The organism is Aeromonas sp. Y293-4 (genome assembly GCF_027705905.1).
Lineage (GTDB): Bacteria > Pseudomonadota > Gammaproteobacteria > Enterobacterales > Aeromonadaceae > Aeromonas > Aeromonas veronii.
Window position 1 is genome coordinate 177614 of sequence record NZ_JAPDCI010000007.1, and the last position, 12638, is coordinate 190251.

The 12638-nt window shown below is 60.5% G+C and carries 10 protein-coding genes and 1 tRNA gene; all 11 read left to right on the forward strand.

Annotated elements, in window-relative coordinates; genetic code table 11:
- Positions 1–391: 391 nt before the first annotated feature.
- The 11 genes from kup (at position 392) to selA (ending at position 12634) form a co-directional block, all read left to right on the forward strand.
- Positions 392–2260 (forward strand): low affinity potassium transporter Kup, encoded by a 1869-nt coding sequence (gene kup, locus OKC31_RS10295; protein ID WP_013723794.1) that lies wholly within the window; start codon positions 392–394, stop codon positions 2258–2260.
- Positions 2261–2993: 733 nt separating this feature from the next.
- The gene (locus OKC31_RS10300) at positions 2994–3659 is read left to right on the forward strand and encodes a 4Fe-4S dicluster domain-containing protein (protein ID WP_270656919.1); all 666 of its coding nucleotides are present in this window, start codon (positions 2994–2996) and stop codon (positions 3657–3659) included.
- Positions 3659–5530 (forward strand): hydrogenase 4 subunit B, encoded by a 1872-nt coding sequence (gene hyfB, locus OKC31_RS10305; RefSeq protein WP_270656921.1) that lies wholly within the window; start codon positions 3659–3661, stop codon positions 5528–5530. Before OKC31_RS10300 ends, hyfB begins: the two co-directional genes overlap by 1 nt.
- Position 5531: 1 nt before the next feature.
- Complete coding sequence (locus OKC31_RS10310; protein ID WP_270656923.1) at positions 5532–6485, forward strand: respiratory chain complex I subunit 1 family protein; 954 nt, start codon at positions 5532–5534, stop codon at positions 6483–6485.
- Between the two features lie 80 nt (positions 6486–6565).
- The gene (locus OKC31_RS10315) at positions 6566–8284 is read left to right on the forward strand and encodes a hydrogenase large subunit (RefSeq protein WP_270656925.1); all 1719 of its coding nucleotides are present in this window, start codon (positions 6566–6568) and stop codon (positions 8282–8284) included.
- Between the two features lie 9 nt (positions 8285–8293).
- A complete protein-coding gene (locus OKC31_RS10320) occupies positions 8294–8851 on the forward strand; it encodes a formate hydrogenlyase complex iron-sulfur subunit (protein WP_219280463.1) in 558 nt (185 codons plus the stop codon).
- Entirely contained in the window at positions 8851–9666 is an 816-nt protein-coding gene (locus OKC31_RS10325) for an NADH-quinone oxidoreductase subunit B family protein (RefSeq protein WP_270656926.1), read from the forward strand. The genes OKC31_RS10320 and OKC31_RS10325 overlap by 1 nt, the downstream gene beginning before the upstream one ends.
- Positions 9659–10072: a formate hydrogenlyase maturation HycH family protein gene (locus OKC31_RS10330; RefSeq protein WP_011706331.1), complete on the forward strand. Its 414-nt coding sequence runs from the start codon at positions 9659–9661 to the stop codon at positions 10070–10072. Before OKC31_RS10325 ends, OKC31_RS10330 begins: the two co-directional genes overlap by 8 nt.
- On the forward strand, positions 10072–10563 hold the full coding sequence (hycI, locus tag OKC31_RS10335; protein ID WP_270656927.1) for a hydrogenase maturation peptidase HycI: 492 nt from the start codon (positions 10072–10074) through the stop codon (positions 10561–10563). Before OKC31_RS10330 ends, hycI begins: the two co-directional genes overlap by 1 nt.
- A 213-nt stretch (positions 10564–10776) precedes the next feature.
- Positions 10777–10868 (forward strand) — tRNA-Sec (locus tag OKC31_RS10340).
- 314 nt (positions 10869–11182) lie between these two features.
- Complete coding sequence (gene selA, locus OKC31_RS10345) at positions 11183–12634, forward strand: L-seryl-tRNA(Sec) selenium transferase (RefSeq protein ID WP_270656929.1); 1452 nt, start codon at positions 11183–11185, stop codon at positions 12632–12634.
- Positions 12635–12638 lie beyond the last annotated feature (4 nt).

Genomic DNA, 12638 nt, shown 5'->3' on the forward strand with positions numbered 1-12638 from the left:
TGCCATCCTGCCAGCAATTAATTAGTCACTATTTTATCGTCTGTTTTTCACTCACCTCGGTAAAAAATAGTGGCCAAACCACTTCCTCAGATAAAACAAACGGTTGCCCGCTTCCCCGCCATATATTTCAATCGCCGGATAATTAATTCTCTTACTCAAATTGAACTTTTGATTATTTATAACTGAGCATAGTCCCGCAGAGTGTGTGTCATTATAAGCTTAATGGCAGATGAACAGACTGTGTTCCATGACAAGCAGATCACTATTCCGTTAGCGCCCTTTCCCATCGCAATCCATTAATTCTCTCCCGATTAAATATCACGACTCTCCTGATAGGTCGGGCAGCTGTGCGTTGGCAAACGTGTAAACATCAAACTGACAAGATGAACTCATGAACTGTGATAAACAACAAGCCACTCCCGGCGTTATGCTGGCGGCGATTGGCGTAGTCTATGGCGATATCGGCACCAGCCCGCTCTATACCTTGCGCGAGTGCCTGTCAGGTCAATTCGGATTCGGCGTCGAGCCGGCCTCCATTCTCGGCTTTCTCTCGCTGATCTTCTGGCTGCTGATCCTGGTGGTGTCGGTCAAGTACCTCTCCTTTGTGATGCGGGCCGATAACGCCGGCGAGGGTGGCATTCTCACCCTGATGTCGCTGGCGACCCGCAACGCCTCCACCCGCTGGACGCCACTGCTGATCATCCTCGGCCTGATTGGCGGCAGCTTCTTCTATGGCGAGGTGGTGATCACCCCGGCGATGTCGGTGATGTCGGCCATCGAGGGTCTGAGCATTCTCACCCCCGCCCTCGACCCCTATATCGTCACTCTCTCGGTGCTGGTGCTGACCCTGCTGTTTGCCATCCAGAAACATGGCACCGCCATGGTGGGAAAGCTGTTTGCCCCCATCATGCTGATCTGGTTTATGACGCTGGCGGTGCTGGGGCTGCGCGGCATCATCCATAACCCCGAGGTGCTGGGTGCGCTCAACCCCATCTGGGCGGTGCGCTTCTTTGTCCAGTACCAGACCACCTCCTTCTTTGCCCTCGGCGCCGTGGTGCTGGCCATCACCGGGGTGGAGGCGCTCTACGCGGATATGGGCCACTTTGGCAAGAATCCAATTCGCCTCGCCTGGTTTATCGTGGTGCTGCCCTCCCTGGTACTCAACTACTTCGGTCAGGGGGCGCTGCTGCTAAGCAACCCCGCCGCCATTGCCAACCCCTTCTTCCTGCTCGCGCCGAAATGGGCGTTGGTGCCGCTGCTGCTCTTGGCAACCATGGCGACGGTGATCGCCTCGCAGGCGGTGATCTCCGGGGTCTTCTCCCTGACCCGTCAGGCGGTGCGGCTCGGTTATCTCTCCCCCATTCGCATCGTTCACACCTCCGAGCAGGAGTCCGGCCAGATCTATATTCCGGTCATCAACTGGATGCTCTATATCTCGGTGGTGATCGTCATCATGAGCTTCGAGCACTCCAGCAATCTGGCGGCGGCCTACGGCATCGCCGTAACCGGCACCATGGTGCTCACCTCCATTCTCTCCTGCTCGGTAGCCAAGAACAGCTGGCACTGGAACAAGTATCTGGTGGCCATCCTGTTTGCCGCGCTGCTCTGTATCGATGTGCCGCTCTTTGCCGCCAACCTCGCCAAGATCTTCTCCGGTGGCTGGCTGCCGCTCACCCTGGGGGCGGTGATGTTTACCGTGATGACCAGCTGGAAGAGCGAGCGTTTCCAGCTTATTCGTCGCCTGAACGAGCACGGCAATTCCCTTGAGCCGATGATCGCCTCGCTGGAGAAATCCCCGCCGACCCGGGTGGCCGGTACTGCTGTCTATATGTCGCGGGTGGTCAATGTGATCCCCCATGCGCTCCTGCACAACCTCAAGCACAACAAGGTGCTGCACGAGCGGATCATCCTGCTCACCCTGCGGGTGGAGGATGTCCCCTACGTCCACAATGTGCGCCGGGTCTGCATCGAGCAGCTCTCCCCTACCTTCTGGCGGGTGGTGGCAAGCTACGGCTGGCGCGAGACTCCGAACGTGGAGGAGATCTTCCACCGCTGCAACGCCGAGGGGCTGAGCTGCCGGATGATGGAGACCTCGTTCTTTATGGCCCACGAGTCGCTCATCATGAAAGACCGCCCCTGGTATCTCTATCTGCGCGGCAAGCTCTTTATGCTGCTGCAGCGCAACGCCCTGCGGGCCCCGGATCAATTCGAGATCCCGCCCAACCGGGTTATCGAGCTGGGCTCCCAGGTGGATATCTGATAGCGGCTTGATGGCCTCTTCATGGCATAGAAAACGTCAGCAATAGAGAGGGAGGCATTGGCCTCCCTCTGTTGTTTCCGTTAACCCAGTTACCGGCCCCCTCATCCCCACCCTTCTCCCGCAAGGGGAGAAGGGAGCAAACCACCACGACCATATGCTGTAAACGGTGCAATTCACTCCGTTCTTTGCCCCCTACTCCCGGCATGCTGCCGATATGGTTCGGTTCTCGTGCGTCCGATTACGCTTCGCTAATCGAACCTACGGTTTCAATACAGACGGCCTCTATCCGAACAGACAGGCCGCCGTAGGGTGCAACAAGCGCAGCGCCGTGCACCGCGAACATATGGCTGACCTCCCACCTCATCCCCAGCCCTTCTCCCGCGAGGGGAGAAGGGGGCAAACCACATCGCCCCCCACAGACATCCCACCGTAGGGTGCAATAAGCGCAGCGCCGTGCACCGCACACATATGTTGGAGAGTGGTGCAATTCACTGCGTTCTTTGCACCCTGCTCATGCTGCGTTTTCCAAGGTGACGAACCCTCTTGGTGGCTTCGTCACAAGTGACGAACGTCACAGTTCGACAGCCACCTCAGCGCGTTCACTCAACTACACGAAGGTTTTTATTCATTTAAAAACAGCCACTTAAATCCAATTTTTCTGTAAAAACCATTCTGGCCCGTATCTTGCCAACCTGCCCCTACTTTCTCCGTTCGCGACACGACAAGGTAGGCTATGAACCGCTTCGTTATCGCTGACCCCAAGCTTTGTATCGGCTGTGGCACCTGTATGGCGGCCTGCAGCGAGGTACACAAGGCGCAAGGTTTGCAGCAAGCCCCCCGTTTAACCGTTATGCGACACGAGCAGGCGACCATGCCGGTTCAGTGCCGTCACTGTGACGATGCCCCCTGCATCAAGGTGTGCCCGGTCGAGGCAATTCGCCAGACCGGCGATTGCGTGCAACTCAACGAGTCGCTCTGCATCGGCTGCAATCTCTGCGCCGTGGCCTGTCCCTTTGGCGCCATCCAGAGCGGCGGCAGCCGTCCGGTGGCTGTGGCCACCAGTTACGACACCTATATCCCCTGCTCCATCCGCTCCAGCAACCCCTCCACCTCTGCCGGCCTGCGCTGCTTTGGCGAGGATCTGCTGAGCTGGGAGCCGGGGGTGCGCAGCATCGCGGTCAAGTGCGACCTGTGCGAGTTTCGCGGCGAAGGCCCGGCCTGTGTCGGTGCCTGCCCCTCCCAGGCACTGAAGCTGGTCAATGACGGCGACACCGAACGCGCCGCCCGTATCCGTCGCCAGCAAGCGGCCGACACCAACCCGCAAGGGGCCTCTGCCTTCTCGGCGCCTGCCACGGCGATCCCTGCATCCGATTTATCCACCACAGAGGGAGTTCGCTGATGTTGTCCCCCCTTGTAATGGCTACGCTCCTGCTCTTTTTGCTGGGCGCTGCCGCCGGTTTGCTGCTGCAAAAGCTGCCCGCACTGGCCAACCGTCTCAATAGTGGCTTTGCCCTGCTGGGGTCGCTCGCGGGTCTGGTCGCCGCCATCCAGATCTTTACCCAAGGCGCCCCCGTCGACGGCCAGCTCTGGCTGCTGGGCTCGGTTCACCTCGACATGCTTGCCGCGCTGATGCTGCTGGTGATCAGCACCGTCGGCGTCGCCGTCGCCCTCTACTCCTTTGCCTATATCCGCGAATATCAGGGCAAGGGGGATGTGGCCATCGGTGCGCTGATGAACCTCTTCCTCTTTGCCATGGTGGGTATGGTGCTGGCCGACAACGCACTCGGTTTCTTGCTCTGCTACGAGCTGGTAACCCTCACCACCTACTGGCTGGTCAAGACCAACCCCGAGGCCGCCAAACAGAGCCGTCTCTATCTGGTGATGAACCATATCGGCATGGCGCTGGTGCTGATCGCCTTCTGGCTGCTCTGCCGCGAAAGCGGCTCGCTGGAGTTCGCCGCGCTGCGTGAACACCATCTGGCGGGCGCATTGGCCTCGCTAGTGTTCCTGCTCAGCTTCTGCGGCTTTGGCCTGCGCGCCGGTTTCGTGCCGCTGCACGGCTGGCTGCCGGTGGCCGAGCCCGTTGCGCCGTCCCATATCTCGGCGCTGATGTCCGGCGTGATGGTGAAGCTGGGTCTCTTTGGCATTTTGCGGGTCAGCATCGATTTTCTCGGCGCCAGCCAGCTCTGGTGGGGCTATGTGGTGCTGATCTTTGGTGCCTGCTCGGCAGTGCTCGGGGTGCTGTTTGCGCTGGCCGAGCACGATCTCAAGCGGCTGCTCGCCTACCACACGGTGGAGAACATAGGCATCATCCTGATGGGGATGGGCATCGGCATGATCGGCATCGCAAACCAGCAACCGGCACTGGTGGTGCTGGGGCTGCTCGGCGCCCTCTATCACCTGCTCAACCACGCCATCTTCAAGAGCCTGCTCTTTATGGGCACCGGCTCGGTGATGTTCCGCCTGCACACCCGTGACATGGACAAGATGGGGGGGCTGGCCAAACTGATGCCGTGGACCGCGCTGGCGTTCCTGATCGGTGCCATGGCCATTTCGGCGCTGCCGCCGCTCAACGGCTTTGTCAGCGAGTGGTTTATCTACCAGTCGTTCCTTTCCATGACCAAGCTCGGCACCTCTGTCGTCGCGCCGCTCGCGGTGGTGATGCTGGCAGTAACCGGCGCCATGGCGGTGATGTGTTTCGTCAAGGTGTACGGCATCTGCTTCTGCGGCGCACCGCGCAGCGAGAAAGCGAGCCATGCCCGCGAAGTGCCGGGCGCCATGGTGGCAGGTACCCTGCTGCTGGCCGCGGTCTGTCTGGTGCTGGGTCTTGGCGCCCCCTGGATTGCCCCCCATATCGCCAGCTATGGCCAAGCCTTGGTAAGCGGCCAAATGAACGTGGCCACTGGCGCCACCCTGCTGCCGCTGGATTGCTCACAAGCGATCCTCTCACCACCCGTTATCGCCATCACCTTGCTGGGGCTGTTCCTCATTCCGCTGCTGGTACTGGCCATCTTCAAAGGGCCCAAGCTGGGTCGTCGTCACGCCGGCACTCCGTGGGCCTGCGGTTACGCCTATGAGGAGCGCATGAGCCTCACCTCGGGTGGTGTCACCCACACCTTGCGCCAACTCTGCGCGCCGCTCTATCGCAAGCAGCCGCAGCTCGATCTGGCCAGCGCCCTGCACGGGGTGAGCGATACCAGCGGGACGACTGGCTGGCTGCTGCACGGCCTTGTGCTGGCGCTCTTTATCCTGATGGCTGTAGGAGTCTGATATGCCTGTTCTTGAAATGCCGAGCTGGGGCATGGTTGCCCTCGCCCTGACCCAGGCCATCGCCATGCTGGCGCTGGCGCCGCTCGCCACCGGTTTCAACCGGGTGCTGCGGGCCAAGATGCACTCCCGTCAGGGGCCGGGCCTGCTGCAGGATTACCGGGATATCGCCAAGCTCCTGCGCCGTCAGGAGGTAACTCCCGAGCCTGCCGGCATCATCTTCAACCTGATGCCTGCGCTGCTCATTGCCGCCTTGCTGCTGGTAGGGATGGCGCTGCCGACCCTGACTCATGAGTCCCCCTTCCCCATCGCCGGAGATCTCATCACCGACATCTATCTGTTCGCCATCTTCCGCTTCTTCTTCTCCCTCTCGGGGCTCGACAGCGGCAGCATGTTTGCAGGGATCGGTGCCCGCCGCGAACTGACCCTCGGCATTCTGGTGGAACCCATTCTGGTGCTCGCCTGCTTCATCATGGCGATGATGGTGGGCAGCTCGGATCTGGGCAATATCAGCAGCTATGTGGCGACCCAGCCACTGGCCGCCCCCATCGCCACCCTGCTGGCCGGTGCCGCCTGCGCCTTCGCGGTGTTTGTCGAGATGGGCAAGCTGCCCTTTGACTGCGCCGAAGCCGAGCAGGAGCTGCAGGAGGGGCCGCTTACCGAGTATTCCGGTGCGGGCCTCGCCCTGCTCAAGCTCTCCATCGGCCTCAAGCAACTGGTGGTGGTGCAGCTCTTTCTGGTGATTTTCCTGCCCTTTGGCAAGGCGGCCAACTGGAGTCTGCCTGCGCTCATCGGCGCAGCGCTGATCCTAGTCTGCAAGCTGCTGGTGGCCTTTTTGCTGGCCGGCATCATCGAAAACGCCATGGCCCGTACCCAGTTCGTGCGCACCCACAGGCTCACCCGCTTTGGGCTGGGGCTGGCCCTGCTGGCGCTGCTCGCCTATCTGGTCGGGGTCTGAGCCATGCCCGCCAGCACAGCAACTTTTTCCGATTTCATCATTTGTGAATGCTCATTCCCGAACATTAAAGTGAGAACTGCATGACCATCGCCATTTCGGATCGCATCGGCTGCGACTACATCCAGCAGGTGCGAGCCCAACTGCCCCACGCCATCGTCGACGAGGAGTGGCAAACCGCCGATCAGGCCACCATTACCGTCAAGCCCACCAGTCTGGTCGAGACCGCCAGTCTGATCTTCCATCAGCTGGGGGGCTGGCTTCCGCTCTCCTTTGCCAATGACGAGCGCAGCCTCAACGGCCACTTCGCCGTCTACCACGTCTTCTCCATGGAGGGCGACACCAAGTGCTGGATCACCGTCAAGGTGCTGGTAGATGCCGATACCCAGGAGTACCCCTCCATCACCCCGACCATTCCGGCGGCGGTGTGGGGCGAGCGAGAGATCCGCGACATGTACGGCCTGCGCGCCATCGGCCTGCCGGACGAACGCCGTCTGGTGCTGCCGGACGACTGGCCGGAGGATATCCACCCGCTACGCAAGGACGCCATGGATTACCGCCAGCGCCCTATGCCCACCACCGACACCGAGACCTACCCCTTCGTCAACGAGCTGGGCAGTGATGCCAACCGTATCGTGCCGGTCGGCCCGCTGCACATCACCTCGGATGAACCGGGCCACTTTCGTCTGTTCGTCGATGGGGAAGACATCATCGATGCCGACTACCGCCTCTTCTATGTCCATCGCGGCATGGAGAAGCTGGCGGAAACCCGCATGGGCTACAACGAAGTGGCGTTTCTGACCGACCGGGTCTGCGGCATCTGCGGTTTTACCCACAGCGTCGCCTACACCACCTCGGTGGAGAACGCCATGGGTATTACGGTGCCGGAGCGGGCCAAGATGATCCGCGCCGTGCTGCTGGAGGTGGAGCGCCTGCACAGCCATATCCTCAACATCGGCCTGTCGAGCCACTTCACCGGTTTCGACACCGGCTTCATGCAGTTCTTCCGGGTGCGGGAGAAATCCATGACCCTGGCCGAGCTGCTGACCGGCGCCCGCAAGACCTATGGCCTCAACCTGATTGGCGGGGTACGCCGCGACATCTTCAAGGAAGATCGCATCAAGGGTGCCCAGCTGGTGCGGGAGCTCCGTGATGAGCTCAAACCCCTGGTGGCCATGCTGCTGGATACCGCCAACATCTCCTCCCGCCTCATCGGTATCGGCAAGCTCGAGCCGCAAATTGCCCGCGATTTCAGCTGCGTCGGCCCCATGGTGCGGGCGAGCGGCTTCAAGCGCGACGTGCGCCGGGTCCACGACTTTGCCGGCTACCGCGAGCTGCCGATGGAGATCCAGACCAAGGCGGGTTGCGACGTGCAGTCCCGGGTGCTGGTGCGGATCCACGAGCTCTACGACTCCCTCGACATGATTGAGTTCGGCCTGGAGCACCTGCCGGAAGGGCCACTGCTCACCGAAGGCTTCACCTACCAGCCGGGCAAGTTTGCGCTGGGCTTTACCGAGGCGCCCCGCGGCGAGAACGTCCACTGGAGCATGACCGGAGACAACCAGAAGCTGTTCCGCTGGCGCTGCCGCGCCGCCACCTACGCCAACTGGCCTGCTCTGCGCTACATGTTGCGCGGCAATACCGTGGCGGATGCGCCGCTCATCATCGGCAGTCTGGATCCCTGCTACTCCTGTACCGACCGGGTCACTCTGGTCGACCCCAAGAAGGGCAAATCCACCGTGGTCTCCTACAAGGAGATCGAGCGCTACGGCATCGATCGCAAAAACTCTCCGCTGAAATAAGGGGTCATCATGATCAAGCTGTTCAAGACCATCCTCAAGGCTGGCACCCCGACCGCCAAGTACCCCTTCGCCCCTTACGAGGTGAACCGGGATTTTCGCGGCAAACCGAAATATCAGGCGGATCAGTGCATCGCCTGCGCCGCCTGCACCAAGGCCTGCCCGGCCAATGCGCTGGTGATGGAAGTGGACATGGAGACCGGCGAACGGCGCTGGGAGATCTCCATGGCGCGCTGCATCTTCTGCGGCCGCTGCGAGGAGGTCTGCCCGACCCATGCCATCGCCCTCTCCCCCGAGTTCGAACTGGCGGTAACCAACAAGGCGGATCTCTATGAGGAGGCCCGCTTCGCGCTGGCCCCCTGCACCCTGTGCGGCACCTACTTTGCCCCGAGCAAACTGGTGGCGCTGGTGGAGGACACCCTCAAGCAGGCGGGCACACCACTCGCGACCCCGGAGCGACTGCACCACTGCCCCGACTGCAAACGAAAACAGAGCATGCTGAGCCAGCCTGACTCGGCCCTGATCACACCGATAGCCACACCGATGGCCGCACAAAAGGAGTGGATGTGATGAGCAAGATCAAAGGCATAGAACCGGTTGTCGGCCATGCCCATACCCGCGCCGTGCCGCTGGTACAGGATCCCGAGATCACCAAACTCAAGAAGACCCTGCTCAAAGACATTCGCCGCTCGGCCTATGTCTACCGGGTCGATTGCGGCGGCTGCAACGCCTGCGAGATCGAGATCTTCGCCACCATCACCCCGCTGTTCGATGCAGAGCGTTTCGGCATCAAGGTGGTCGCCTCCCCCCGCCACGCCGACATTCTGCTCTTTACCGGCGCGGTGACCCGGGCGATGCGGGTACCGGCCCTGCGCGCCTACGAGGCAGCCCCCGATCCTAAGATCTGCATCGCCTATGGCGCCTGCGGCTGTGACGGCGGCATCTTCCACGACCTCTACTGCGTCTGGGGCGGCACCGACAAGATCGTGCCGGTGGATGTCTATATCCCCGGCTGCCCTCCGACACCGGCGGCAACCATCTACGGCTTTGCCGTGGCGCTCGGCCTGCTTGAGCAGAAACTCAAAGCAACCAGCCACGAGGTGCAACCGGGTGAGCGGGTCGAGCTACGCCACACCGGCATCCCCAACGAAATTCGGGTGATGATCGAGCGCGAAGCGCGCCGCATGGCCGGTTATCGGCAGGGGCGGATCATCGCCGACGAGTTTATGGCCCTACTCGAAGGGGCGACCCAGCAGGATGTGGATCTGCGCATCCAGAGCTACCTCGATCAGCACGACGATCCGCGCCTCTCGGAGATCGTCAACAACCTCGCAAACGCCTGCCTTAACCGGGCGGCCGGCAAGGGAGAGACCGTGCATGGCTGACGAGGTTTTCTTCTATCGACTCTCGCGCAAGTTCGTCGACGAGCAGTTTGACGTGCCGGAAGAGGCAAAGGAGGTGATGTACTACAGCCTCGCCATCGGCCACCACCTCGGCATCGTCGATTGCCTGCGAGCAGACCTGGTCTGCTCGCTGACCGGTTATCGCGACTGGGTAGCCAAGCTGCCAGAGGGGAGTGAAGCGCGCCGCAAGATGGAGGGGTTTCTCACCTTTGGCGAGATCACCATCTATCGCGAGCACTGCCATATGCTGGCCTGCGCCTTCGACCGACTGCGCAAAGCCGACAATCTACTCGATGAGCAGGAGCTGGGCTGGACCAACACCTTTATGGATCAGCTCACCGCCCTCTTTAACGACCCCCATATGTACCTGATGGTAAGGAGCCGCTGATGGGCTGCAATCTCGTGTTGACCGTGGGCAATGCCATGATGGGGGACGACGGTGCCGGCCCCTATCTCGCCGACAAGCTGCAAGCCGCCCCCCTGCCCGGCTGGATCCATATCGACGGCAGCATCGCGCCGGAAAATGTGGTCTACAAGGTGCGGGAGCTGCAACCGGAGCGAGTGGTGCTGGTGGATGCCGCCGAGATCGGCGAGAAGGCGGGTACCCTGCAGGTGATCCCCCCCGAGACCATCGCCGAGATGTTTATCTTCTCGACCCACAATATGCCGCTCAATTTCCTGATCGACGAGCTCAAGACCTTTGTCCCAGAGGTGATCTTTGTCGGGGTACAACCGGCCATCGTGGCGTTCTCTTTCCCGATGACCGAGATGGTGAGCGAGGCGATGGATTATCTTTATCAGCACCTTGATGCAGCCAAGGATACCGACTTGTTAATAGAGAAACTGGAGCAGTGGAATATTGCCAACGCCAAGCGATGATTATTTATCGAGTTGTTAACGACCGTTATTGACTGACGCTTTGGGCAATGTGATCGAGGCCCGATGTTAAATTAAAAACATCGGGCTAATTGTGCTGAACTTGATATAAAACAAGGTTCTTTGAATTTTTCAAAAAATCGCTAACCATCGCTTTTTTATGACAAAAAAAGCGTTGCCAGTCACAGAAATTTGCCACAAAATGGCGTCCGTTACGGAAGTTGATGGGGTCTGGTGGCCTCCTCGGTCTTCAAAACCGATGTGAGCCGAGAAGGCTTTGGCAGGTTCGATTCCTGCCTCTTCCGCCAAATTTATCTATTGAACAAATACTCTCTCGCTGAGTTTATTTGCCCGAGTGTTATTTTCATCGTTTGTTCAATATGTTTGAAAGAATACCTTAAAAAAGGTGCTTGCCGTTTGCCAATATAATCCGAACTCAGGTTATCTCGCTGGCCAAAAATTAATTTATCAGCATCAATGAAAAATTAATTTATACCCGATCATTGATGCACCCGATTTGCACTCATCCGCAAATCGCCAGCAGTGCCATAACCCGTCAGCTCGGCCTATCTATCGGTAAACCGGTGCGCATCCCGAACCCACGCACTGCACTGGTAATCCCATGCCGAACTCGTCTCACGCGCCAGCCATCCCCCATCGCCAGCCCGCATCAGGTACGGCTGCCGACGATTCACAGCAACAAACCCGCCGTCTGCCGCAAGTAGAACAGCTGCTGCAACAACCTTTTCTCGCCGGGTTTATCGAGGCGCTGAGCCGCCCGTTGGTGACTCAGGCGGTGCGCGATACCCTGAGCGAGCTGCGCCAGAGCGAAGATTTTCGCCAGCATGGCGTTGCCCCCGAGCAGATAGAGGCGCTGCTTGCCAAGCGCTGCCGACAACAGTTGCGCCAGCGTCAAACCCGGGTGATCAACGCCACCGGCACCCTGGTGCATACCAATCTGGGGCGCTCACCATTAAGTCACGAGCTGTGGGACGAGGTGCGTGACCTCAACACCGGCTACAACAATCTGGAGCTGGACCTCGCCACCGGCAAGCGCGGCGGGCGCAAGGGGCTGATCGCCCCCCTGCTCCGTTGCCTCACCCAGGCCGAGGATTCGCTGGTGGTCAACAACAACGCCGCCTCGCTCTTTTTACTGCTGCAGGAGGTGGCCAAGGGGCGCGAGGTGATCGTCTCGCGGGGCGAGCAGATCCAGATTGGCGGCGGCTTTCGCATCCCCGACATTCTGGCCCTCTCCGGCGCCAAACTGGTGGAGGTGGGCACCACCAATATCACTACCGCCAAAGATTACCTCGATGCCATCACCGATCAGACCGCGCTGGTACTGATGGTGCACAGATCCAATTTCGCCATTCGCGGCTTTACCGAATCCCCCGATATCGGCGAAGTGGCCCGCGCCCTGCCCGAGCACGTAGTGCTGGCGGTGGATCAGGGCTCGGGGTTGACCACCGAAGAGTTTGCACCGGATGAAACCTCGGTGCGCCAGTACATCAAGGCGGGGGCGGATCTGGTCTGCTACTCAGGCGACAAGCTCTTGGGGGGCCCGCAATCGGGCATCATCAGCGGCCGCAGCGACCTTATCAAGCGGCTGGAAAAACACCCTATGATGCGCACCTTCCGCCCGAGCCGCATCGTCTACTCCCTGCTCGAACGCCTGCTCATCCACAAGCTCAACAAGTCTCCCGTCGGCGAGGGTATCGCCCAGCGCACCTTGAGCAACTCTGCCGCCATGCAGGCGAGAGCCTCCCGGCTGATGGCCGCCCTGCCCGGCTGTTTTGTGCCGGTCCCCGCCCAGCTGGTGGTGGGCGGTGGCACCTTGCCGGACGAGTTCTACCCGGCCCCTGCGCTGGAGTGCACCGACTCGCGCCCGGCCCAGCAGCTGCTCGATGATTTGCGCGAACTGCCGGTGCCGGTCATCGCCACCGTGCGCCAGCAGAAGGTGCTGCTCAATATGGCCACCCTGCTGCCGACCGAAATGGAACTGCTGATCGCCCAACTCAAGGAATTGCTGCTGCCCGCCCCGTTCAATGCAACAAATGCGACCGAGGAGCCCTGATCCC